The organism is Catenovulum sediminis (assembly GCF_007289895.1).
GTDB classification, from domain to species: domain Bacteria; phylum Pseudomonadota; class Gammaproteobacteria; order Enterobacterales; family Alteromonadaceae; genus Catenovulum; species Catenovulum sediminis.
The window spans coordinates 3,663,932-3,688,501 of record NZ_CP041660.1 but is presented as its reverse complement, the minus strand read 5'-3'; the positions used below and the strand labels follow the sequence as shown (position 1 = coordinate 3,688,501).

Sequence of the window (24,570 nt, the reverse complement as noted above, 5' to 3'; positions counted from 1 at the left end):
TTAAATCGTTATTCATCACATATCACTATAGCTAATTAATTTGTGAGTAGAGCATGGAAAAAATCTGGTTAAAGCAGTATCAAGATGGCGTACCTTCGGAAATTGATGCGGACTATTATTCGAGCTTAATAGAACTCATTTCAGAATCGTGTGAGCGGTTTGCAGACCGAACCGCTTTTATCAATATGGATAAAGGTATTAGCTACCGTGAGTTAGATTATAAAAGTACAGAGTTTGCGTCTTATTTACAAAATCAACTTGGTTTAGGCAAAGGCGATGTTGTTGCTTTAATGATGCCAAACTTGTTGCAATACCCGATTGCTTTATTTGGTGCATTAAAAGCGGGCTGCACAATTGCCAACGTCAACCCTTTATACACCCCACGAGAGCTCAAGCATCAACTCAATGATTCAGGCGCCACGAGTATTGTTATTGTTGCCAATTTTGCGCACACGCTAGAGCAAGTTATTGGCGAAACCAAAGTTAAAAATGTGATTTTAACAGAGCTGGGTGACCAATTAGGTGGACTCAAAGGTTTTGTGGTCAACAAGGTCGTTAAACACATTAAAAAAATGGTGAAGCCTTTCAATTTACCGGGTCATATTCGATTTAACACCGTGTTATCTCAAGGTGAAGCGAACCGCTATGTAAAACCTCAGTTAAGCGGCGACGATCTAGCCTTTTTGCAATATACAGGGGGGACAACAGGGGTTGCAAAAGGAGCAATGTTAACACATAGAAATATGGTCGCTAACTTAATGCAAGCGGGTGCTTGGTTAGATCCTTCTCTTAAATATGGTGAAGAGGTCGTTATAACCGCATTACCCCTTTATCATATATTTGCATTGCTCGCGAATTGTTTTAACTTTATGAAGTATGGTGCAACCAATGTTTTAATCACCAACCCCCGTGATATGCCAGGATTTATTAAAGAGCTAGAAAAATATCAATTCACTGCTTTAACTGGGGTTAATACGCTATTTAACGGCTTATTAAATACCAATGGGTTTTCAGATTTAGATTTTTCTCATTTAAAACTCTCATTGGGCGGTGGAATGGCCGTGCAAAGACCGGTCGCTGAACGCTGGGAGAAAGTAACAGGTACTCGTTTGCTCGAAGCTTACGGTTTAACCGAATGCTCACCTGCAGTGACAATTAATCCGCTTTCATTGGAGCATTATAATGGTTCAATTGGTTTGCCGATACCGTCTACCGAATGTCGTGTCGTGGATGAAGAGGGGAATGAACTTCCAGTTAATACAGCGGGCGAGTTACAGGTTAAAGGCCCTCAGGTGATGAAAGGATACTTTAATCGACCAGAAGCTACGGATGAGGTTATGAAAGGTGAGTGGTTTTGCACCGGAGATATCGCTGAATTTGATGAGCAGGGATACTTTCGCATAGTTGATCGTAAAAAAGACATGATTCTAGTGTCCGGATTTAATGTCTATCCCAACGAAATTGAAGAAGTTGTCGCGATGCACGACAAGGTATTAGAGGTAGCAGCTGTAGGGATGCCTCACGAAAAATGTGGAGAAGTGGTTAAAATATTCGTTGTTAAAAAAGACGACTCGCTTACAGATAGCGAATTGCTGGCGCATTGTAAAACCAATTTAACGGGCTATAAAATGCCAAAATCAGTTGAATTCAGAGACAGTTTACCTAAAACCAATGTTGGTAAAATATTACGTCGCGAATTACGTGATGCGTAAGTGAAGTTTCTAGAGTTCAAAGTTGGTGGCTTCTTTGTATGAGTAAACAAGCAATGAAGCCTTAATCTTTTTAATAATTTAAATTTGAGCCTGCTTAAGCGACGTTTTTAAGTTAAAATTTGCCATTATTAGAAGTAAATAAAGTACATGGCATGTCAGCAGTTAAATTTAATCAACAGCAATTATCCGTTCTTGACGAAGCGGCTTTTCAGCAATCCGCCTCTGAACTTGAATCTTTGTATCAATCAAACAATTTAAGTTTAGATAACCTTCTATTGCTTTTGGAAGTTTCAAATGCATTATATCGTGCAGGTTATCCGGTTATTGACGATCAAAGCTACGATCAATACCTCGATCAGTTAAAAGATAAAGACCCTGTTCATCCATATTTGACCACAGTCGAGCCTGAAGTGGTGGTAGATAGTAAAACGGTTCCGTTGCCACAAAAAATGCTGTCTACCGATAAAGCTTATTCGTTTGAAGAAATTAAAAAATGGTCCGATCGGATTTTAAAAGCCGCCGATGAACTAGATATAGCAGAATCAGAAATTCATGTTCGTGTTACGCCAAAATTAGACGGTTATGCTGCATTTGATGATGGAGAAACTTTATACACTCGTGGTGATGGTGTACGTGGTCAAGATATAACTAGAGCTTTTGCTCGAGGATTACAAGTTGCGAATGATGCTGAGCGTGGTTTAGGTCCAGGCGAAATAGTCATTAAAAAGAGCTATTTTGATGAAGTATTGAGTAAACATTTTGAAAATTCCCGTAATATTCAAGCCGCTATTATTGCTGAGAAAAAAATCGATGCAAATATTCAAAAAGCAATCGATGATGGCGCTTGCGTTTTTTATCCGTTTGCAGCAATAGAAAACTGGACCGGTCATTATCAAACATTACTCAATGATTTTGAAAAAATTGTAGAGAGTATATGGAATGCAGTCGATTTTGACATAGACGGTGTCATTATTGAAACGACAAATGAAGAAATCAAAGCGCATATGGGGGCAACCCGTCATCATCATAGGTGGCAAATTGCATACAAGGTTAACGACGAATCTGCTGAAGTTGAGGTTGTTAAAGTATTACCTCAAACATCACGTACCGGTCGAGTATCGCCGGTTGCTGAATTAATTCCGACTAAATTGAGTGGCGCGACCATTAGCCGTGTAACGGTGCACCACTATAATATGGTGAAAACCAATGGTGTTGGGCCAGGTGCAGTTGTTCAATTAGTGAGAAGTGGTCTGGTTATTCCAAAAATTGAGAAAGTGATCAAAGCGGCAGAGCCTGAACTTCCCGAGAACTGTCCGAGCTGCGGATCTCATGTTATTTGGGAGTCAGACCATTTAATGTGCCCGAATAAAACGGATTGTCCGGCACAAACAGAGAACACCTTGATTCACTTTTTCAAAACACTGGGCAATAACGATGGTTTCGGTCCTAAAGTTATCGAAAAAATAAGCGGCTTTAACATCAAACATATCCACCAAATCTATCAATTAACAACTGAAGACTTTGTAAAATTTGGTTTTGGCGACAAAACATCGCAAAATTTGGTTGATCAACTTAAAGCCAGTCGAGAAATTGAAATTGAAGACTGGCGTTTTCTAGCCGCTTTTGGTGTAAGCCGGTTGGGCGGCGGCAATTGTGAGAAGCTTTTGCAACATCACACGCTAACAGAATTGTTTGATATCTCAGTTGAAGATATGGTTAAAATTGACGGTTTTGCGCAGTTAAGCGCCGAAGCAATCTTTGAAGGATTGGCCAATATTCGGGAAGAGTTTTTTAAAGTATATCAGCTAGGTTTTAATCTAACTCAAACACCTAAACTAAGTGATGCTGGCAACTCTGACTCGCCGGTAGCAGGAAAAACGCTGGTATTTACCGGTACCATGTTACAAGGTTCCAGAGGAGATATGGAAAAGCAAGCTAAAGGCTTAGGTGCAAAAGTTGCTAAATCGGTAACGGGTAAAACGGATTATTTGGTTACGGGTGAGAAAGTAGGAGAGGCAAAGATTAAAGCGGCACAAGAAAAAGGCGTAACGGTTATTTCAGAGGGCGAATACCTTACTTTGATCAATACTGAATCCGGCCTGTAAATATTTAAAGATGGGCTATACTCTTCTGTAGAGAGCACTGATATAGCCCTATCATTATGAACCTCGACCCAATTCATTTACTAGAGCAAATTGTTGATATTACCAATGTTAATGACAGGCTCAGTTTAGATCGCATGATGATTCATGCGATCCATCATGTTGCTTCGTGTGAAGAAATATTTATATATGAAGCAATTCCTTATTTAGATACTTATCAGTTTGTGCGTAGTGAACTAAATGAACATAATAATGATTCACTCGAAGAGCGCGATCTTATTTCTGTAAAAAATGTTGATATCAGTTTAGTACCCGAACTGGAACTTGCTTTTCAGTCACGCAGAGTAGCAGAAGGTGATGAATATAAAATAATTCCTCTGCAATCAAAAAATAAATTATTTGGTTTGTTAGAGATGCGCGGCCAATATAATAAAGCTTACAATGAAAAAGCTCTATTAGGTTTAATCAACATTTACTGTAATTTAGTTGTTTTAATAAATGAAGCAGAAAAAGATAATTTAACCGGTTTATTAAATCGCAAAACCTTAGAAGTTCGGCTACTAGATCTAATCAAACAATCAGCTAATTTAGAAGTCAATACGCCTTTAGATCGCAGAGATACAGGCGCCAGCCGATATTACTGGTTGGCCTTAGTTGACCTAGACCATTTTAAAAGAGTTAACGACAAGTATGGGCATACTTATGGTGATGAAGTGTTAATTATGATTGCCAGTATTATGACGGCTTCATTTCGCAAAGAGGACATTTTATTTAGGTATGGTGGCGAAGAGTTTATTGTGGTTTTAAATGCAACGGATAAAACAAGCGCAACTGAAATTTATGAGCGTTTTAGAACATCGGTAGAGTCTTTTAAATTTCCAGAGGGTATCGCAATGACCGTCAGCATAGGAATGACTCATATTGAAGTTGGGGAACCTCCGGGTTTAGTGGTCGAAAAAGCTGATAAAGCTTTATATTACGCGAAAGAAAATGGTCGTAATCAGTTAGCCGATTATCAGCAGTTGTTAACCCAAGGTTTGATTTCCCCAATTGTTATCAAAAATGATATTGAGTTATTTTAAGCATTATTTCGGCTGAGCATCTAAAGACTGGCCATTCACTTTTTGGCTTTCATCGGACATTAGATAAAGATACACAGGCATAATTTCGTCTGGTTGCTTAAGCTTTTTCTGATCTTCAGCCGGGTAGGCGGTTTGCCTCATCTTAGTTGCAGTTGCACCTGGGTTGATGCAATTAAAACGCATTTTAGTATTGTCATATTCTTCAGCCAATACTTGCATCATGCCCTCAGTTGCAAACTTAGAAATAGCATAAGGGCCCCAAAATGCCCGACCTTTTCTGCCCACCGACGAGCTGGTAAAGATAATAGAAGCAGAATCGGCTTTCTTTAAAACAGGTATTAACGCTTGCATCATAATAAACTGTGCATTTACATTTACTTGCATGACTTCTTCAAGCATTTCTTGTGGAAATTGCTCAAAAGGCATGATGCTGCCTAGTGCACCAGCGTTGTTTAAAACGCCATCCAGTTTACCAAATGTTTGCTCAATGGTTGTTGTCATATCAATGTAATTTTGTTTACTCGCCCCTTTCAAATCTAATGGCACAATGGCAGGCTCGGCAATTGGATAAGTATCGGATAACGCCATGATTTCATCATACACTTTTTCAAGTTTGGCGGTGGTGCGTCCAAGCAAAATTACTTCTGCACCGTGTTTCGCGTAAGCAAGTGCTGCGGCTTTACCAATACCGGCTCCGGCACCTGTCACTAAAATTGTTTTACCTTTTAAACAATCAGGTGCGACTGCAAAGTTTAAAGTTGAGTTTTGATCTGTCATAAAGTTTAAGTATCACTTTTTAATTATTCGGGAAACTGCTTGTTTTCAACTTCGTGTCTAAATTGAGCACAAACTTTAGATATAGTATCTGTGACATGCGCATATTGTTTCGAAAAAGGCGGCCAATAATCACCAATGCCTAACGCATCGTTAATCACTAACACTTGCCCATCTGTATCGCCGCCAGCACCAATACCAATGGTTGGAATAGTCAAAGCGCCGGTGATTTTTAAACCTAATTCAGCCGGTATATGCTCTAAAACTAACATACCAGCACCGGCATTTTGTAATTGAATTGATTCTTGCAAAATCTGTTCGGCTTCTTGTGCATTTTTACCTACTTTTTTAAAGCTGGTTGCCTTTTGTGGGGTTAAGCCTGTATGTGCGACCACTTCAATGCCTTCTGCAACAATGGCTTTTACTGCATCAAAATAAGGGCCTTCCAGTTTTACACTATCTGCACCGGCTGCTACTAATCGTTTAGCATTATTTACCGCATCTTCGATGGTTTCATAGGTAAGATGGGGTAAATCACCAATAATATGCGTATCAGGGGCACCACGACGGACCCCACCAATGTGGTAAACCATATGGTCCATGGTGACATCTCGCGTGCTTGAAAATCCCATTTCAACCATGCCCACAGAGTCACCAACCAATATAATTGGCACGCCGGCTTGTTCAATGCTACGAGCGACAGGGCAGTTATATGCGGTTAGCATACTAATGCGTGTATTGCCTTTTAAAGTTTGTAATTGTTTAAGTGTTTGTTTCATTTTTAATCAACCAATTGGGTTAATTGCAATCGCGCTAGGATACTGCATTTTGACTGTTAAAAAAATCGTTAAGGTTCAGATATCCGCTAATTGAGGCGAACGGTCTCGTATAATGATATCAAGCTTACCGATACTCTAGCTTGGGTTTATTTGAATTTGTAATCGTATGAACGGTAATAAACGTTTATTTTTTATATGGGCTTTTTATTACAAAGTGAAATTATCTTGCTAAAATTCGCACAAATTTTTGATGTGGGAAAAACACTTGAAGCAGTATGATGTTGTGATTATAGGAGCCGGTGCCGCAGGACTAATGTGCGCTGCAACCGCAGGCTATCGCGGAAAAGGCGTCGCGGTATTGGATATGGGTAAAAAACCTGGCCGCAAAATATTAATCAGCGGCGGAGGTCGCTGTAATTTTACCAATGAAAATGCCAAACCGGAAAACTATCTTTGTCGTAATCCTCATTTTGTTAAATCTTGTTTAAGCCGTTATACCCAGCATGATTTTATTGAGTTAGTCGAGCGTCACGGCCTTGCTTATCATCATAAAACCTTAGGCCAATTATTTTGTAATAATAGCGCTCAAGACATTGTTGATATTCTAATGACAGAATGTGATTGGGCCGGCGTTGAGGTCATTTTGCGCAGTGAGGTGCTTAAAGTTACCAACATAGACTCAGGTTATCAGCTCGAAACATCAAATGGCGAGTTTCAGTGCCAGTCTTTAGTGGTGGCCAGTGGTGGCTTAACCATGCCGAAACTCGGGGCGAGCCCGATTGGTTATAAAATTGCTGAGCAATTTGGCTTAAAACTATTTCCAACCACGGCTGCTTTGGTGCCATTTACCTTACATGATCATGATAAGCAACGTTTTGACGGTCTATCTGGCATCAGTATTGATTGTTTGGTGAGCAGCGAAAGCGGACAAAGCTTTCGCGAAAATATTTTATTTACCCACCGCGGTTTATCCGGCCCAGCTATTTTGCAAATATCATCCTACTGGCAAGCTGGGCAGTCGGTAAGCATCAATTTATTACCGGATGAATCGCTGGCTGAACTGATTGAAAGCTGGCGACAAAACAATCCAAAAAAATCACTTAAAAATTGCTTGAGTCAAATTTTACCAAGTCGTTTTATCGATATTTTAACGAATGAACAAGCGATACCCGATAAAGCGGTTAATCAGCTAACGCATACTGAAATTAAACAAATGCATGATTATTTTCACCACTGGACCATTAAACCCAATGGCACTGAAGGTTATCGCACTGCTGAAGTAACTTTAGGTGGGGTTGATACAGATGAGCTTAGCTCGAAAACCTTTGAAGCTAAAAAAGCGCCGGGCTTATTTTTTATTGGCGAAGTGACAGAAGTTACCGGCTGGCTTGGCGGCTATAACTTCCAGTATGCATGGAGCAGTGGCGTTGCATGCGGGCAGGCAGTTTGATTTTGTGTATCTGTAAAACCAAAACCAAAACCAAAACCAAAACCAAAACCAAAACAGTGAATCACCAAACATGAAGAAATTATCAAAGGTTCAAATTAAACAACAAGCGGCTGTGATGTCGGCAGTCACTCAATTAGAAGAACAGGCATTTGTGCAGTTAGATGGTGTAGAGCAGTGTTGGTTTAGTATGGATTATGACGCATTCCCGGGGTCTTTGCTGGTGCGTATGCAGTTTAAAACAGAAGCTGAGTGTGAAGTTGCAACGCCTCAACTATTAAAATGGCAAAAGCGTTTGAGTGCGCGCTTGTTTAAAAAAGGCATCTTGTTAAAAGATATGCATAAACACTTGGTGTTTACGCTAGAAGGGCCGGATGACTGAAATTAACCGTCATCCGTTAAGCGCTTTTTAAAAATAGATCAACAGGTAAAAACTTGTGTCATTAGACTACATAAACGTTTAAATCGAGCTGTTCAACTTCACAGACAGCTTGAACGGATTGTTTTTGTATTAAGTTTTTAAAGTAACGATTCAGGTTTGGCATGGTTAGCGGTGATACTTTAAATTCTTCATGCCCCCACATGACCAGCATTAATAAAAAACAGTCGCATACTGTCATTTTATCACCCACTAAATAGTTTTGTTGGGCCAGCTCATTGTTTAAAATTTCGAACATTGCCATTAAACGTTGTTCTTGTCGCTCAGCAATCGCAGGCGCAGAGGTTGGGGCTGTCGTGTGATTTTTAGGGTAAAAAAGCATATCCATTTCGGTTTGTACTGTACTATTTAAATAAGCCAACCATTGATAACACTTTGCGCGCTCAACAGTCCCAACTTCTGGCATCATCTGTGTTTGTGGCTCTTTATCACATACATATAAACATATGGCCGCACTTTCAAATAGTGCAAGGCTGTTGTCTGTGAGTACCGGGATCCGCCCTGTGGGATTCAATTTTAAAAAGTCAGGTGATTTATGTTCCTTTGCTTCAACGTCTACCAGTTTTAGTTGAAACTCGACACCCATTTCGGCCAATAAAAAATGCGGTGCCATGCTAGACCAGCCAGGTTGATAATATAGTTTATACATATAACTTTCCTTGAAATGTGGGATTTGAATCTATACTCATTGAATCAATTTATCTTGGTACCTGAAGAGTATAGACAAAGATATTGATAGTCCAAAAACTATTGATAATTCAACTTAGCACAGATAGCGAGTTTAAAAAGTGACACAGATACCAAGTTTATGTGTTAACGGTAAGCTGCCCACGGGTCATCCTGATTATGAGTCGCTCTATTTTTACTTTGGCGTTTAGGCTGTCGTTTAGACTGCAAGTCTTTGTTTGCAGGTGCCCGCCCTTGTTTTGGCGGCGGCGCTTCACCTAGTTTTAATTCAACTGGTGATCTGGGTTTTTGGTGTGCGGGTATAATTCGATCTCGTGGTGGCAATGCATAATTTGCATCATCAGGTTTGGGTAGATTTTTAAACTTATATAAATAGAAAATCTCCAGTTTTTCTCGTGCCCAGTCTGTGTTGCGTAAAAATTTAATACTAGAGGCTATACTAGGGTTATTTTTAAAGCATTTAATATTGGTGTACTCAGCTAGAATTTCAAAGCCATAATGGTTTACGAGCTGCTCAATTAACACCTCTAGTTTAAGTCCGTGTAGCGGATTATTTTCGTATATGTTTTGCTTGCAATTTTCTGCAGACATGGCTTGAACCTATATTTTATGAGCACTTATCTAATTATACATGTCTTTTTGACTTAACCTAGCGCTATCCTGCTATCATATGCTTTTCAATAAGGGGGTATCGTGCGTAAAGCGGATAAAAATACTGAAAAACGAATCATCAAACAATTGACGCAAGTGTGTCATTTAGCACAGGCTGATATAGCGGGCTTCGTTTGGCTAACCCACTTAGTTAACTATCAATGTTTTCCGGATAGTTTGCAAATCGTATGTGTGTTTGATACTCAACAACACTTAGAAAATGCACTAAGTGAACAAAAAGAACAAGTTTTAATAAAGTGGATTACTCAATTTTTGTCAGCGGCTGATGTCAATTTAGTTAAGCCTGAAAAACAAATACACTTTGATAGTGAACAAGCATGTCAGTTGCATCATCAAGGCAATTGGCAGCTTAGATTATCCCGTTATCATTAAAAGAACGTTTATCTAGCGAATAAGGTGGTTGATTAAATTGCGATTTAAGATTATTTTTACATTTATATTATTTTTAACGGCCCAAGCGTCGTCTCAACTCTGCGCTCAGCAACTTAATATTGCGGTGGCTTCTAACTTCATCAATGTGATGCAGGAATTAGAGCGCGCATTTATCCTATCAAAAAAGCTGAACCCTCAGAGTGTTCGTGTTTCTTACGCATCTTCCGGTAAGTTATATGCACAAATTAAGCAAGGTGCACCGTTTGATGTTTTTTTATCGGCCGATTCAGATAAACCGCAGAGATTAATTGCAGACAATTTAACAGCAGGTACACAGCCATACCCGTATGCAGTTGGTCGATTGGTTTTATGGCGCTCTAACAATAATCGACAGATCTTGCAAACACCGGTCACTCAGCGCACGTTATTAAATGGTGAATACAATAAACTGGCTATGGCCAACCCAAAACTAGCCCCTTATGGTTTAGCAGCATTGCAAGTGTTAGAAAAATTGAAGCTCGAGCGCAAAACTAAAGCAGATTGGGTAATGGGCGAAAATGTTTCACAAGCCTATCAGTTTGTCGCAACCGGAAATGCTGAATTGGGATTTGTCGCTTTGTCTCAGGTTAAAGCAAGTAAGCAAGCAGAAGAAGCTTATTGGTTGGTACCAGCCTCCATGCATGAACAAATAGCGCAGCACGCTGTGACGTTAAAAAAAGCAAATAATAACCCGTTAGCGCAAGCCTTTATGTTATTTTTAAGCTCACAAACAAGTAAGACGATTATAGAATCGCATGGGTATGAGACAGATTAATGGCTTTTGACGACGCAGATTTAACGGCAATATGGCTCACTTTAAAACTCGCTTCGGTTGTTACTTTTTTGCTTATTATTATCGGTACGCCGTTAGCTTGGTGGTTAGCCAAAACTAAACATTGGCTTAAAGGACCTGTCAGTGCATTAGTCGCATTGCCACTTGTTTTACCGCCCACAGTCATCGGTTTTTATTTGTTACTGGCATTTAGCCCCGACGGGATCATAGGTCAATTAAGCCAGTTATTTGGCGTCTATACCTTAGCCTTTAGTTTTTGGGGGCTGGTCATTGCATCGCTTTTCTATTCTTTACCTTTTGTCGTGCAGCCGATACAAAACGCAATTGAATCTATCGGTGATAGGCCATTAGAGATTGCTGCGACACTAGGCGCCGGTTTCTTTGATCGCTTTTTTACCGTGGTACTGCCACAAGCTAAAGCGGGTTTTATCACTGCTGCAGTATTGGGATTTGCGCATACAGTAGGCGAGTTTGGTGTGATCTTGATGATAGGTGGTAATATTCCTGGTGAAACTCAGGTTGTTTCAGTACAAATATATGAATACGTCGAAGCGCTTGAATATCAAAAAGCTCACTGGCTGTCGGCCAGTATGTTGCTTTTTTCATTTGTTGTATTATTCATCGTTTATTCAACTCAACACAAAAAAGGTATTCGCCTGATAAAAACGGAGCATTAAGTGTTGGATAACCGAGACAATCAAATTAGCTTTACCCTTTCGTTTAATTCACAATTTTGTTTAAGTGTTGATTTGCGATTACCCGCATCAGGTGTGACAGCTATCTATGGCCCGTCAGGGTGTGGTAAAACTAGTTTTTTAAGAGTTGTTGCAGGGTTAGAGCCGTGTCCAGACGCGACCATTATTGTCGGCAATCAAGTATGGCAGCAAGGCACTTGTGTGCTTGCAACGCATAAACGGTCTTTAGCTTATATTTTTCAAGAAAATGCATTGTTAGAGCACCTAAATGCTGAACAAAATCTACAATATGCAATAAAAAGAACAAACAAAAAGCTTAAACCAAATGTTTACCAAGAAGTTATATCTTTGCTGGGGATACAATCAATATTGTCTCAACCGGTTGAGTCTTTATCTGGTGGTGAGCGTCAGCGCGTCGCAATAGCCAGAGCTTTGTTGGTTGAGCCAAAGTTATTATTGATGGACGAGCCATTTTCAGCTTTAGACTTGCAAAGAAAACATGAAATATTGGCCTATTTACTAAAAGTTAAACGTCGATTTAGCACTCCGATTATTTTTGTTAGTCACTCAATAGAAGAAGTTTCTTTGTTGGCCGATTATTTGGTTGTAATGGAGCAGGGGACCGTCGTTAAACAAGGCGCAACCGGTGAATTACTTGCTAAACATGAACTGAGTCGCTATCAGGACGAAGAAATAGGTGTCACTTTACAAGGCTTCGTCAGTGATATCTTACCTGAATGGAAATTGAATAAAATTCAACTTGCAGCGGGTGCTGTGTATCTACCTTTTCAAAACTCGTCTTCAATTGAGCAACCTAGCTACCGACTTGAAATAAATGATGCGGTTAGAGTAAGAATTTTGGCCAAAGACATTAGTGTGTCTTTAAGTTATGCCGAGGATAACAGCATTTTAAACAAATTGGCGGCGCAAGTTCTCGAAATAAAATTAGAAGAGGAGAGTGCGTCAGCATATATTCAGGTGCAGCTTTTGTCTGATAGTGAAAATGTAAATCAACAGGGTGCACAATTAATGGCTAAAATTACCCGATATTCTCTACACAAACTATCTTTAAAAAAAGGTGATCGAGTTTGGGTACAGATAAAGTCTGCTGCTTTGTTATCGTAAATTGCCATAATAAATCGAAAAATAACAAAAATAACAGAATGGAGTGCACGATTGAAAAGCCAAATTAAACAGTTACGAAATAAAGCTAATATTGTTCTTATTCTGTCAATTACAGCGGTATTTTTATTTTCTGGCTATGCCTACCTCACGATCAATCAGCTGCAAAATACGGCGAATCCGCTATTAGAAGAACACACTCCCGCCTTAGTACAAAGCCGTAAAGTAAGTGTGTTGTTAAGCGAGCAGGAAAGCTTGTTGTACAAATACTATGTAACACTCCAAACCCGTTTGTTTACACAGGACTACCAAACACGACGGAGCGAATTGGAAAAGGCGATGGCAGCACTGGCAACCAATTATGCTCAGAAAAACATAATTAATGCGTTGCAAAGCCAGCTCTCAGCTATGGAAAGCGGTGCCGTAAAATTAGATAAAACCTTATCATTGCAAGTGGTTGACTGGGATTTGGCACGCGAGCAATTAGCACAAATTAGTCAGTATCGAAAAAATGCATTGGTAATTTTGAATGCCTTTGAAACCACAGTAAACGACCTGAATACAAAGAGAGATAAAAATATCAGTAGTCTGTTTGGTAAAATGTTAATTCCGGTTTCTGTTTATAGTGCGCTGATATTATTGCTTATTTTAGCTTTTAGAAAATACCTTCAAAAAAGTCTTGAATTAAGTGCCACTAATGAGCGGCTGGCGATGTTCGCTAGCAGAAATCCCAACCCTGTATTGAGTGTCGATTCGCAAGGAGATATTCGCTATGCCAATCCATCAACGTACAGAATGCTTAGGGAAATAGGGTTAGTAGATAAACCGATTCTAATGTTAGCTGACAATTTAACTGAGCAATTGGCATTGGTTAAAAATAAACAGTCTTCAGAAACTTGGTTTAAACACCAAATCAACGGCTATTTTTTAAGTTATCAAATTCATTGGTTAGCAGATTTGGACGCATTTGATATCCAAATTAATAACATCACAGCGCAAAAAAAGTACGAACTACAAATGCATTTTAAAGCACACCATCATGATTCAACGGGTTTGTATAATGCAAGCAAGTTTAATGAAGATTTAGCTGCAACTATTCAACATTCACAGCACTTTTGGTTAATGTTAATCGAGTTACCCGATTATGGAAAAGTTTCCGAAAATCATGGCTTGTCCGGGGCGACTGACTATGTGCTTAATGTTGCGAAAAGTTTATCCAAAGTATTTGAAGATGCGAAACGTGAATTGTTATTGCAATCCAATATTTATCATATTGCTGATGCAAATTTTACAATTATTTTTAATACAGAGCGACAACATTCAAACATATTAGAAAGGGTATCCAATGCGATTAGCAAACGTTTTGAACAAAATATTGCGACTCAACAAGGTTTGATGCAGGTCGCGTTGAAAATTGGGGTAAGCGAGTTTCCACAATGTGGTCAGTCAGTGGAAACGCTGTTGCTACAAGCTAAGCTAGCCCTAGATGCCGCCAATGAATCTGAGCAGATAGCTAAATGTTTTGACAAAGATCTAGGCTTTAAACATGCTAGAAGGTTAGATATTACTCGAAAACTAATATATGCGCTTGAATATCGCCAATTTGAACTTTATTTTCAACCTCAATACGCTATTCATCATAAAAAAATGACCGGGGTTGAAACTTTAGTTCGTTGGTGTGTAGATGGAGCGTTCATATCACCCTCAGAGTTTATTCCGATTGCAGAACAAAATGGTTTAATTTTGCCACTAGGTAGTTGGATTTTGAAGAGCGCCTGCCAGCAGGCTGCAAATTGGCAAAATAACTTACCGCAAAATGCAAAAATTGCAGTTAACATATCGGCTAGACAGTTTTTACAACCCGGTTTTTGTGATGAAGTAGAGCGCGCCCTTCACGATTCAGGTTTAGCACCAGAGAGGCTGGCGTTAGAGATTACCGAAGGGGTAATCACGCAAAACAAGGACCAAGGTATTAAAGTACTACAAAAGCTCAAGTCTATTGGTATTGGTGTCGCGATTGATGATTTCGGTACGGGGTTTTCTTCTTTAGCCTATCTTAAACAAGTTCCGATTGATAAATTAAAAGTTGATCTGTCATTTATTCGCAATATGCAGAGCAATAAAGACGATCAGGCAATTGTAATAACGGTATGTCAATTGGCTAAAAACCTTAATCTAACAGTAATTGCTGAAGGCGTTGAATCAAAAGAGCAGTTAAAAATGCTAGAAACATTTGGCTGTGATGAAATTCAAGGTTATTGGTACAGTAAACCTCTAAGTCAAGCTGATTTTGAAGCCTTTGTGCATGCCGCCCAGTACTCGTTAGATTAATAGAGGGTTCGAATAGCTTAATCATGCAAGGGTTTATTTTAAGTTTGATTATCGGCATAATTCAGCCCACTTCGATAATCACTAAAGTGTATTGAACATGGCAAGAAAAAATAACGACCAACAATATATGCAAATTATAGAAGCCGCAATATTTGTATTTGGTCAGCCTATGACAGTTAAACAACTGGCAGAAACTGTGCTTGCCGAGTTCAAAATATCACAACGGAAAATTACGTCTTTAGTTAAAGAATTACAGCTTAAATATGAAGGCCATGGCATAGAATTAGTTCAGGTTGCTGGCGGCTACCGGTTTCAAACTCGCTCAATGTTTAGCCCATGGGTTAGCTTGTTATGGCAAGAAAAAGCGCCTAGATATTCACGAGCAATGCTCGAAACGTTAGCGCTAATTGCGTATCGCCAACCGATAACTCGGGGGAAATAGAACAAGTGCGAGGTGTTGCGGTCAGCAGTAATATTATTCGTTCGTTGCAAGAGCGCGGTTGGGTAAAGGTGGTTGGACACAAAGAAGTAGCGGGTCGTCCAGCATTATTTGCAACAACAGCATCGTTTTTAGATTATTTTGGGTTACAATGTCTCGAAGACTTGCCGCAGGTAACAGAACAACTGGCCGCGCAAGCTGAAAAATCAACTCTAAATTAATGTCGAAAGACTTAATCAGATTCGGGAGAATCAGATGTCAGAAAAAATTCAAAAAGTACTTGCCCGAGCCGGTAAAGGCTCACGTCGTGAAATGGAACGCGCTATTGCAGAAGGGCGGGTCAGTATTAATGGCAGTATTTGCTCCATCGGTGAACGCGTAACGACTTCGGATGAATTACGTCTGGATGGTCAGGTGGTTAAATTCACACATGCAGATGAAGTGCCTTGTCGTGTATTAATATACAACAAACCTTTGGGTGAAGTGTGCACGCGAAACGACCCTGAAAATCGCAAAACGGTATTTGAGCGTCTACCCGTGTTAAGGCAAGGTCGCTGGGTGGCGGTCGGTCGTTTAGATATTAACACAACAGGCTTGTTAATTTTTACGACAGATGGTGAGTTAGCCAATCAGTTGATGCACCCATCAAATGAAGTGGAGCGTGAATATGCAGTACGCGTGTTTGGTGATGTCACCGATGCCACGATTAACCGACTACGTTCTGGCGTTCAACTTGAAGATGGGCCTGCAAAATTTAATAAAATAAACTTTCAAGGTGGAGAAGGCATTAACCGTTGGTTCCATGTCACCATTAGTGAAGGGCGCAATCGAGAAGTGCGTCGTATATGGGAATCGCAGGAAGTACAGGTCAGTCGTCTATCACGTATTCGCTATGGTGATATTAGTTTACCTAGAACATTGCCAATGGGCGGTTGGGCCGAATTAGAGATAGCAGAAGTAAACTATTTACGTAAACTGGTTGGAATGCGCCCAATTGAAATGAAAAAAGAGATTAGTCGCAATGCCAAGATTAAAAATCTAAAAGCAAACCGTATACGTAAAGCCATTCGTCGAACTGAGCTTAGAGAAAATACCGAAGCACCTAAAAGTCGACGCAGTAAAAAGAAGTAAACGAAAAGACTTTAAATAATCTGTCATTATGAAAAAAAAGTGGTCCGCCGATTTAGACTGGCAAGTAGCGAATTTAACATCCGGAATTTACGGTGATCTAAATCAACTGCTGAATTTGCAAAAATTTACAGAGTTCCCAACAATTGCTCAAAGTAGTGAACTGGTGACCACTTTTAGTACTTTTTTTGCCCAACAAAACTATCAATTGATTGAACAGTTATCTGACGAAGTACTGCAGGGCTTGAGTTACGAAGCGTTTATTTTCCAAAACCATAAAATACCAACGCGAGTTGATAATTGGCACGACTTATTTAATGCTTGTGTATGGGCGCTTTTTAGCAAAAGCAAACAACAAATTAACCATCAACATTATGCAGATATTAGTGAGTTTGGCTTAAAAAAACGAACTAAAAAACGCGATGCGCTTACCTTGTTTGATGAATGTGGCATTGTCATCGCTTACACCAGTGAAGCTGATAAGCATGATTTGCAGTCGCATCTATGGTTACAAAGCTTCTGGCAAAACAGAGCTAAATGGTTTAGCAATATTCGACCATTTGTTTTTGGTCATGCCATCTATGAGATGTGTTTAGCACCTTTTATTGGTTTAACCGCCAAAGCGTATTTTATTAAAGTGAGCGATACTTTTTTTGAGCGATCGACAGTCGAACAATATCAATTGTTAGACAGCCAATTGGCGACTGAAATAGCGAAGCAAGGTACTTTAGACACAAATAAAAACCTTTCACCTTTACCTGTGTTAGGCATACCCACTTGGTGTGAGGATAATCAACAGCAAGCATATTATTTAAATACAGATTACTTCCGACCTAAACCACAGCGCAAAAACAAAACGCTAGCTTAAGATAAAAATAATACAAAGATTCACACGCCCTAGGGTCTGTTGATCTTTGTTTATAATTTGAGCTGAGAGAAAAAATGCTCTTAGGCAAGGCAGAAATAGTGAAGTTTAGTCATCTAAATAAGTTATTTCTAACGCTGCATAAGACCATTTTGGCCTCAGCCCGAAGGGCAATGGCTATTTTAACCCTTAACGGCATTAGAATTCGTTTATTTAGAATGACTAAACCCCACTCATTCTGCTTTGTTAATGATTAAAATAGCCTGTTGCTCAAAAATAATACAAAGATAAACACGCCCTAATGCTGGTATAAAACTTGCCGATAAAATAAGAGAGTAACAGGTGTCATAAAATTGGCGAGGTGGGTTATGGTGAGCGAACAATATTGCAGAAATTTAGAAAAATCACTTTCTGATAAAATGCATACAGTCAGCCGTTTAAAATCAAAGGCCTTTTATTTAAGTTTATTTGCAGCCGCAGGTTGGCTGCTATTTATCATTGCTCATTTAAATAATCTAACAACCTAACGGCTGTTTATGGTTTTTTAATCATCTTTGTCTTTGTCTTGGTCGTAACCTTGTGTGTTTTTAAAATCTTTAGGAATTTTAAATCCTTTACTACTTTTAAGCATTAAAATAGGCCCCAAGACAAATAGAAATGCGACCACGATAATTAAAATAATCATCCAACTAGACATGATAAGGCTCGATATAAGTTGCGTAAAAGTAGTCGAAGTTATTTAAAATAACGTCGGATAATAAAAACGGATTGTTTTGCCAACACCTGATAAGTGTATCAGGTGTTAGCAATTTTTGCGCACTTTGACTGACCTTAACATGGCTAATATGCCAAGGTTCGTATGCAACACCACATTTACCATCCACATGTAAATAAGGGAATGCAAAGCCCAAAGGTTGAGCATGGGCTTGTAACCACTGAAACATCGGATAATTCGGTCCGTTTAGCGTGTATTCATTTTTTATTAACTGTGGCTTATCGTTATTTTTAAAGCCATTTAGATCGTATACATCAAAATCACAGCCCCAGTGATGGCGGCTGCTCCCCGGTATTGCGGAAAAAAAACAGATATGATCAGCCAGTTCAAACGGGCTTAATACTTTGATATCAAGTACTGTGTTGTTGCGATCATAAACTGGACGCCGCCCGTTACACTTTTCATTCCAAATTGATTTTTGCCGCGCAAAGCTTCGAAAACTGCTGGCCAACCTTATGTCGAAGCCCGCTTTAATCGCATTGTTTTGTAACCCTTTAACTGCTTCACAGCTAGCGTGGTGGACAAAATGGTTTGGATATAATTCAACTAAAAGAGCGTCATCTAAGCCTGTGATTTGCTGATCAGTAAATGAATACATAACGAATCGTTAATCTACCAACAAGTTTTCTAAAAGTTTTTCATACATGTCTGTTAAAAGCTCAATATCTTTAATTTTGACACATTCGTTTACTTTATGAATCGTAGCGTTGACTGGACCTAACTCCAAAACTTGAGCACCAGTTGGGGCAATAAAACGGCCATCAGAAGTGCCGCCAGTGGTTAATAACTCGGGTTTGTAATGGACCGTTTCATCTATCGCTTTTACAGCCGCTTCCACTAATGCGCCTTCATCTGTTAGAAAGGGTAAGCCATTATATGTCCAGTCTAGTGTATAATCTAAGCCATGCGCATCTAATATGCCATGCACTCGGGCAACCAATTCATCTGCAGTTACTTCAGTGCTGTAACGGAAATTAAACTGTGCGTTTAATTCACCTGGTACGACATTTGTAGCCCCTGTTCCCGCCTTAATGTTTGAAACCTGAAAACTGGTTGGCGGAAAATAATCGTTGCCTTTATCCCATTGTATTTGTGACAGCTCGGTTAGTGCGGGTGCTGCTAAGTGAACTGGGTTTTTAGCCAAGTGCGGGTAGGCGACATGCCCTTGTATACCTTTTACAACTAAATCGCCACTCAATGATCCCCGGCGGCCATTTTTTATTACATCACCGACTTTGTGTGTACTTGAGGGTTCGCCCACTAAGGCCCAGGTGATTTTTTCATTGCGCGCTTCAAGCGTATCAATGACACGAGTTGTACCATTGATAAATGGGCCTTCTTCATCGCTGGTAATTAAATAAGCAATAGAACCTTTATGATTAGGATGTTTTTTTACAAACCTTTCTGTCGCAATCAGCATTGCTGCTAAACTGCCTTTCATGTCAGCTGTACCACGGCCATGCAAATAACCATCTATTTCAGTCGGTTCAAATGGCGGAGTGTGCCAATCTTTAAGCGGACCAGAGGGGACAACATCCGTATGACCAGCAAAACAAAATACTGGATCAGCATCCCCTTTGCGTGCCCACATATTGGTAGTGTCTTCAAATATCATAGGCTCAATATTAAAGCCTAAATTTTGCAGTTTTTCAGACATCAGTTTTTGACAACCAGCATCTTCTGGTGTTACTGATTCGCGTGAAATTAAATCTTTTAATAGGTTGATGACTTCAGACATGAATGACCTTGCGGAATATATTTAATAAATGAATATGTTATGCGTTCAGTTTAGCATTTTTCTGCTTTCGCTCTGATAACTTTTCTCTTTTTAGCAGCAAATCCGCTAAAATTTAATTTTCCATTCATCCGCTTTAAAACCGACGCTAATTTCACCTTCTTTGTTGACTACGGGCCGCTTAATCATCGAAGGGTAGTTAACCAATAAATCGGCCACATTTTCTTCGTTAACAGAATCTTTAATCGAATCGTCTAGTTTGCGCCAAGTCGTGCCACGTTTGTTTAATAGTGTTTGCCAGTCTATCTGAGTCAACCAGAGATCGACTAAAGATTTATCTAGTCCTTGCTTTTTAAAGTCATGAAATTGAAATTCAATTTGATTTTCATCTAGAAACTTTTTAGCTTTCTTAACTGTATCGCAGTTATTAATACCATATAAGGTGATCATCTACTTTCCTCACTTTCTTGTTGTGAATTTGGTTTGAAGACTTCTATTATTGGGTCGATTTTGGCTTGGGCCAAGCCCTGAAAAAATTTGAATTGATAATTGTCCGGTAAATTAACCAGAGAAATAAAAGACCAAAGAGAATCACAAGCCGCTTGTGTCTTATTCATGTGAAAACTAAAGATAGGTTGTCCACATTCTAACTTTTGTTCCTCGGGGTATAATTTTTTAAAACCGGCTGTCATCATATTTTCCACACCATTGGCAAAACCGAAATGCACCAACAAGCCACTGGTATGTTTGATGCGTAAACAATCAAAAGTTGGGGACATATAAATCAAAGTTCCATCAATCGGGCTGCAAATAACTTCATTTTTCGGTAAGAAGCTGACACCTTTACCATAATGGCCTGCGGCGACTGTAGCGCTTGGGTGCTTTTCAATTGGCCATACTTTACAGTTACTTGGCGCGTAAAGCGTCCAAATTGCTTGTGCATTCGGCTGCTGTTCAATCAAAGTGAAATACCTGTGTTATAAAAATTTGGGATTAGCCTTTAATCTTTTGCATAGAGGGCTATTACATCACAAATTTAGCAAATATAAATAGTGCATCTATGTATAACCGACACTATTTATTATTCACATAGAACTCTCAATTTTAATATGTTTGTGGATAAAAGTACTAATTTTATAGTTTTTTGTTTGTTTTATGCACATCTTAAGGGTGTCTTTTAGCCAGTTATTAGTCGCTGACATGTTGTTTTATAGTCTTCCACAGAAGCTGTAGATAACCTTGTTGAAGACTCAGTGGGTAACCTTTAAGTTATTGATATTTATATAAAATAAAACAGGTTAAAAAGTGTTCAATGATGTCGTTGTGATCACCTTTTGTATGCTTTTTAAACGCATTTTCGTGAGCTTTGCTTCTCTTGTGAATAACTCTTTGATCAAACTTTAGACTTGTTTGATCAAACTTTAATCCTTGTGTGTTTATTGTTCAAGTTGTTTGTTTCGATCCTGTTTTGGGGCCTGTTTTTGTTTTTTGTCTAACTTTATCTTAGGTTATCCACGCAATATGTGGATATCTATGTTAATTGTCTCTGTATTTGTTTTTATGTGACTGAATATAAAGGATTAATTTTTCTGATTATTTTTTGTCTAGTCTTGGATTTTGGCCTGTTTGGAGGGCTATGCTTACCTATTATACTGCTTTGTTGGGGATATCCTTGATAAGGGAATTAAAATACTACTTATCTGAAAACTTATAGTTGTGATAAGCTGCACTAAACTTAGTTTACAGGGTATATGTGTATGCAATTTTTATATGAATACGGTTTATTTTTCGCTAAAACTATCACATTTGTGATAGCCATTATTGCAATAATTGTGGCTGCTGCTGCAGCAAAAAAAGGTAAAGGAAATCGTAAAGGTGAATTAGAAGTGACTAATTTAACCGAACGTTTTAGTGAGTTAAAAGAGTCCATTGAATCTCAATTGTTAGATAAAGACGCGTTAAAACGTAAACAGAAAGCCCTTAAACAACAGGAAAAAAAAGCGGCTAAAGAAAAGAAAAGCAAAGATACAGATGAGCAAGCGGATAGCAAGTTATTTGTTATCGATTTCAAAGGCAGTGTTGATGCCCATGAAGTTGATAATTTACGCGAAGAAGTCTCAGCCATTTTAGCGGTTGCCACAGAAAAAGATGAGGTTCTGCTTCGTCTTGAAAGTGGCGGTGGCGTTGTTCATGGTTATGGTTTAGCCGCCTCTCAACTTGTACGTATTAGAGATAAAAACATACCATTGACAGTTGCGATTGATAAAGTTGCTGCCAGTGGTGGATATATGATGGCTTGTGTCGCGGATAAAATTGTTGCAGCGCCATTTGCTATCGTGGGATCTATAGGGGTGATCGCGCAGTTACCTAATTTCAATAAAGTACTTAAAAAGAATGATATTGAGTTTGAGCAAATCACTGCAGGTGAATTTAAACGAACCTTAACTATTTTTGGCGAGAATACTGATAAAGCGCGTGAGAAATTTAAGAGTGAATTAGAAGAGATTCATAGTTTGTTTGTACAACATATTAGCCAATATCGACAAGATTTGGATGTCGCTAAGGTCGCAACGGGTGAACACTGGATGGGAAGTCAGGCGCAACAATTAGGTTTGGTTGATGAATTGATCACAAGTGATGAATTGATCACTCAGAAGATTGCGAATATGCCGGTTTACCAGGTTAAATATTCCATTGCCAAAAGTTTTTTAGATAAATTGCCAATAGCTGCTGCAAGTAGCATTGAAAGTGTTTTTATGCGCTTAACAGGCAAAATGAATGAGATGAAATTTAAATAGAATTAATGGTGTTTAATGTTGTTTAAAAATGTACTTAAAAACGTCATTGCTATTCTCGTTAAATAGCTTGATTGTAATGATTAGGCAGCATTGAACAAACAGTTAATACATAAAAGAGATGCTTTAACTCATCTCTTTTATGTTTTTGAAACCAAGCTGGTCAGCATAGCTTAATTGCTCGCCTAACGCTCTATTAGTTGCTCTATTAGTTGCTCTATTAGTTGCTCTATTAGTTGCTCTATTAGTTGCTCTATTAGTTGCTCTATTAGTTGCTCTATTAGTTGCTCTATTAGTTGCTCTATTAGTTGCTCTATTAGTTGCTCTATTAGTTGCTCTATTAGTTGCTCTATTAGTTGCTCTATTAGTCGCGCTGTTAGTCTAGCGGCGAGGTGGTGTAAACTCTCCATTTTCAATTGCTGATCCGTAATCATCGGCAATATCATTAAGTTGTGCAATGCTGATACTTTGATTTTTCAATACGGCTCGAAGTGGCGCTAAATCAATATCAGTAACACCAAATTCTTTAGCAAGTTTACCCCAAACATATGCATGTTTATATTTTTCATCTTTAAGATATAAGGTACTGAGCGTTTTTAAAATTTCAGGGTTAACCGGTTTTTCACCATCATACAAGGTTAAAGCGTGATATAACGTATCAATGGTTAAATCTCTATTAAACTTCACATAGTAAGTCGCGAGTTTAAATTGCAACTCAGGTGTTTGTAGAATACCGCTATCGCGCAGCGCTAGAAATCTGCTCATCGCTTGTTCATCGCCATTACGTGACCAATGCCAATACAGCAAATGCGGGTGATTACTGTCTTTCGTCTGATTGGAAAGGCGTTCAAGTTCTTTAACTGAGGTTACAAACCCTCTAACGCGTCCTGTTTGTTTGTCTTTAAGTTTTATATGCTCGATAAATGAAGCTTTTTCGACACAAGTAGAATACGCCTCAAAATCCATGATGAGTTTATAACGAACATCATCGGTAGGATTCTGCATTTCTGCATAGCGACCTAATATCACGTCTTTACGTTCTTGTTTACACCAAGCATCTGTATTAAGGTCTTCACAAATCTGTGGTGTTGACTGACAAACCTCATTCAAACTTAAGCCTGAATCACAGGCAGATACAGCGATTGAAATACTTGTGGCAAATAGCAGGTCTTTTATTTTGAGCCTTCGCAACTGGCTATCCTCAAACATTTTTTATTTAGGATAAACTATATTGACTATAAAAAAAATCGTAAAATGGAGCGCAGAGTTAATAATCTTGATTCTCTTTGTCTGGCTGTTTAGCGAATTTCAGACAAGAAATATGTTGTCTGGCGAAAAGGCATTACCAAACAAACCTCTTGAGTTGGTTAATTTAGATACTCATCAAATAGTGCCCGTTGATTTGTACCAGCACAATAAGAAAACGCTCATCTATTTTTTTGCCCCTTGGTGTAACGTATGTCACCTCAGTATCGAAAATTTGGATACACTATATCTCGAGCATCAGGCTTCGTTAAATATTGTATTAATCGCTCTAAGTTACCAATCCAGCACTGAAGTTGAAGCATTCGTCAAACAACATGATTTAAATGTACCTGTTTACTTGGGCAACGAAGCAATACGGGCTCAGTTTAAAATCACCGGATTTCCCAGTTATTATGTTGTCGATCAAGTCGGCCAGATAACATACGCTAGTGTTGGTTTTACTAGTGAAACTGGAATGAAACTGCGCACTTGGCTGTGATATTTATATATTTCGTATATAATGCCGCCTCAACAATATGAGG

The 24,570-nt window shown here is 38.9% G+C and carries 25 protein-coding genes and 1 pseudogene; 15 read left to right on the top strand and 11 right to left on the bottom strand.

The annotated features are described in order from the left end of the window. Positions 1-53 precede the first annotated feature (53 nt). From fadD to FNT16_RS15625, 3 genes are all read left to right on the top strand, one after another. A complete protein-coding gene (fadD, locus tag FNT16_RS15635) occupies positions 54-1,712 on the top strand; it encodes a long-chain-fatty-acid--CoA ligase FadD (RefSeq protein WP_143872458.1) in 1,659 nt (552 codons plus the stop codon). Between the two features lie 152 nt (positions 1,713-1,864). Next, positions 1,865-3,817 (top strand): BRCT domain-containing protein, encoded by a 1,953-nt coding sequence (locus FNT16_RS15630; RefSeq protein ID WP_143872992.1) that lies wholly within the window; start codon positions 1,865-1,867, stop codon positions 3,815-3,817. 56 nt (positions 3,818-3,873) lie between these two features. Further along, positions 3,874-4,896 carry a GGDEF domain-containing protein gene (locus tag FNT16_RS15625; protein ID WP_143872457.1) on the top strand — a complete coding sequence of 341 codons (1,023 nt, stop codon included), beginning with the start codon at positions 3,874-3,876 and terminating at the stop codon, positions 4,894-4,896. Between the two features lie 3 nt (positions 4,897-4,899). On the opposite strand, the gene FNT16_RS15620 is transcribed toward FNT16_RS15625, so the two are convergent. Together FNT16_RS15620 and panB are read right to left on the bottom strand one after the other, a co-directional pair. Next, entirely contained in the window at positions 4,900-5,673 is a 774-nt protein-coding gene (locus FNT16_RS15620) for a YciK family oxidoreductase (RefSeq protein ID WP_143872456.1), read from the bottom strand. A 23-nt stretch (positions 5,674-5,696) separates the two neighbouring features. Further along, positions 5,697-6,449, bottom strand: a complete 753-nt coding sequence (gene panB, locus FNT16_RS15615) for a 3-methyl-2-oxobutanoate hydroxymethyltransferase (RefSeq protein ID WP_143872455.1) — start codon at positions 6,447-6,449, stop codon at positions 5,697-5,699. A 265-nt stretch (positions 6,450-6,714) separates the two neighbouring features. On the opposite strand from panB, the gene FNT16_RS15610 reads away from it, so the two are divergent. Next, positions 6,715-7,899: a BaiN/RdsA family NAD(P)/FAD-dependent oxidoreductase gene (locus FNT16_RS15610; RefSeq protein WP_143872454.1), complete on the top strand. Its 1,185-nt coding sequence runs from the start codon at positions 6,715-6,717 to the stop codon at positions 7,897-7,899. Positions 7,900-7,969: 70 nt separating this feature from the next. After that, positions 7,970-8,278, top strand: coding sequence for a hypothetical protein (locus tag FNT16_RS15605; protein WP_143872453.1), 309 nt, complete (start codon positions 7,970-7,972; stop codon positions 8,276-8,278). Positions 8,279-8,339: 61 nt separating this feature from the next. On the opposite strand, the gene FNT16_RS15600 is transcribed toward FNT16_RS15605, so the two are convergent. Together FNT16_RS15600 and FNT16_RS15595 are read right to left on the bottom strand one after the other, a co-directional pair. Further along, a complete protein-coding gene (locus FNT16_RS15600) occupies positions 8,340-8,984 on the bottom strand; it encodes a glutathione S-transferase family protein (protein ID WP_143872452.1) in 645 nt (214 codons plus the stop codon). Between the two features lie 164 nt (positions 8,985-9,148). Further along, the gene (locus FNT16_RS15595) at positions 9,149-9,613 is read right to left on the bottom strand and encodes a VF530 family protein (RefSeq protein ID WP_143872451.1); all 465 of its coding nucleotides are present in this window, start codon (positions 9,611-9,613) and stop codon (positions 9,149-9,151) included. Between the two features lie 102 nt (positions 9,614-9,715). Between FNT16_RS15595 and FNT16_RS15590 the strand changes: the two genes are divergently transcribed. From FNT16_RS15590 to FNT16_RS15555, 8 genes and pseudogenes are all read left to right on the top strand, one after another. Beyond that, positions 9,716-10,066 (top strand): Fis family transcriptional regulator, encoded by a 351-nt coding sequence (locus FNT16_RS15590; protein ID WP_143872450.1) that lies wholly within the window; start codon positions 9,716-9,718, stop codon positions 10,064-10,066. A gap of 37 nt (positions 10,067-10,103) precedes the next feature. After that, entirely contained in the window at positions 10,104-10,880 is a 777-nt protein-coding gene (gene modA, locus FNT16_RS15585) for a molybdate ABC transporter substrate-binding protein (RefSeq protein ID WP_143872449.1), read from the top strand. Next, positions 10,880-11,575, top strand: a complete 696-nt coding sequence (modB, locus tag FNT16_RS15580; protein ID WP_143872448.1) for a molybdate ABC transporter permease subunit — start codon at positions 10,880-10,882, stop codon at positions 11,573-11,575. The genes modA and modB overlap by 1 nt, the downstream gene beginning before the upstream one ends. After that, complete coding sequence (gene modC / locus FNT16_RS15575; RefSeq protein ID WP_143872447.1) at positions 11,576-12,718, top strand: molybdenum ABC transporter ATP-binding protein; 1,143 nt, start codon at positions 11,576-11,578, stop codon at positions 12,716-12,718. It begins immediately after the preceding gene. 51 nt (positions 12,719-12,769) lie between these two features. After that, positions 12,770-15,046, top strand: a complete 2,277-nt coding sequence (locus FNT16_RS15570; protein WP_143872446.1) for a putative bifunctional diguanylate cyclase/phosphodiesterase — start codon at positions 12,770-12,772, stop codon at positions 15,044-15,046. A 97-nt stretch (positions 15,047-15,143) separates the two neighbouring features. Beyond that, positions 15,144-15,706: pseudogene (gene scpB / locus FNT16_RS15565) on the top strand (SMC-Scp complex subunit ScpB). Positions 15,707-15,740: 34 nt separating this feature from the next. After that, positions 15,741-16,616 (top strand): 23S rRNA pseudouridine(2605) synthase RluB, encoded by an 876-nt coding sequence (rluB, locus tag FNT16_RS15560; protein WP_143872445.1) that lies wholly within the window; start codon positions 15,741-15,743, stop codon positions 16,614-16,616. A gap of 28 nt (positions 16,617-16,644) precedes the next feature. Continuing rightward, positions 16,645-17,481, top strand: a complete 837-nt coding sequence (locus FNT16_RS15555) for a DUF3025 domain-containing protein (protein ID WP_143872444.1) — start codon at positions 16,645-16,647, stop codon at positions 17,479-17,481. A 541-nt stretch (positions 17,482-18,022) separates the two neighbouring features. Here FNT16_RS15555 and FNT16_RS15550 read toward each other — a convergent pair. The 5 genes from FNT16_RS15550 to FNT16_RS15530 form a co-directional block, all read right to left on the bottom strand. Continuing rightward, a complete protein-coding gene (locus FNT16_RS15550; protein ID WP_143872443.1) occupies positions 18,023-18,175 on the bottom strand; it encodes a DUF2897 family protein in 153 nt (50 codons plus the stop codon). Beyond that, the gene (locus FNT16_RS15545; RefSeq protein WP_143872442.1) at positions 18,168-18,851 is read right to left on the bottom strand and encodes a M15 family metallopeptidase; all 684 of its coding nucleotides are present in this window, start codon (positions 18,849-18,851) and stop codon (positions 18,168-18,170) included. The genes FNT16_RS15550 and FNT16_RS15545 overlap by 8 nt, the downstream gene beginning before the upstream one ends. Before the next feature lie 9 nt (positions 18,852-18,860). Continuing rightward, the gene (gene dapE, locus FNT16_RS15540; RefSeq protein ID WP_143872441.1) at positions 18,861-19,991 is read right to left on the bottom strand and encodes a succinyl-diaminopimelate desuccinylase; all 1,131 of its coding nucleotides are present in this window, start codon (positions 19,989-19,991) and stop codon (positions 18,861-18,863) included. Between the two features lie 105 nt (positions 19,992-20,096). Further along, on the bottom strand, positions 20,097-20,438 hold the full coding sequence (locus tag FNT16_RS15535) for an ArsC family reductase (RefSeq protein WP_185976613.1): 342 nt from the start codon (positions 20,436-20,438) through the stop codon (positions 20,097-20,099). Further along, the gene (locus tag FNT16_RS15530) at positions 20,435-20,950 is read right to left on the bottom strand and encodes a PTS glucose transporter subunit IIA (RefSeq protein WP_143872440.1); all 516 of its coding nucleotides are present in this window, start codon (positions 20,948-20,950) and stop codon (positions 20,435-20,437) included. Before FNT16_RS15530 ends, FNT16_RS15535 begins: the two co-directional genes overlap by 4 nt. A gap of 795 nt (positions 20,951-21,745) precedes the next feature. Between FNT16_RS15530 and sohB the strand changes: the two genes are divergently transcribed. After that, positions 21,746-22,786 (top strand): protease SohB, encoded by a 1,041-nt coding sequence (sohB, locus tag FNT16_RS15525; RefSeq protein ID WP_143872439.1) that lies wholly within the window; start codon positions 21,746-21,748, stop codon positions 22,784-22,786. A 182-nt stretch (positions 22,787-22,968) separates the two neighbouring features. On the opposite strand, the gene FNT16_RS15520 is transcribed toward sohB, so the two are convergent. Continuing rightward, positions 22,969-23,193 carry a hypothetical protein gene (locus FNT16_RS15520; protein ID WP_143872438.1) on the bottom strand — a complete coding sequence of 75 codons (225 nt, stop codon included), beginning with the start codon at positions 23,191-23,193 and terminating at the stop codon, positions 22,969-22,971. Then, a complete protein-coding gene (locus tag FNT16_RS15515; protein ID WP_246072247.1) occupies positions 23,165-23,974 on the bottom strand; it encodes a DUF2989 domain-containing protein in 810 nt (269 codons plus the stop codon). The genes FNT16_RS15520 and FNT16_RS15515 overlap by 29 nt, the downstream gene beginning before the upstream one ends. Positions 23,975-24,014: 40 nt before the next feature. Here FNT16_RS15515 and FNT16_RS15510 point away from each other — a divergent pair, with 40 nt between their 5' ends. Continuing rightward, positions 24,015-24,527: a redoxin domain-containing protein gene (locus tag FNT16_RS15510; protein WP_143872436.1), complete on the top strand. Its 513-nt coding sequence runs from the start codon at positions 24,015-24,017 to the stop codon at positions 24,525-24,527. Positions 24,528-24,570 lie beyond the last annotated feature (43 nt).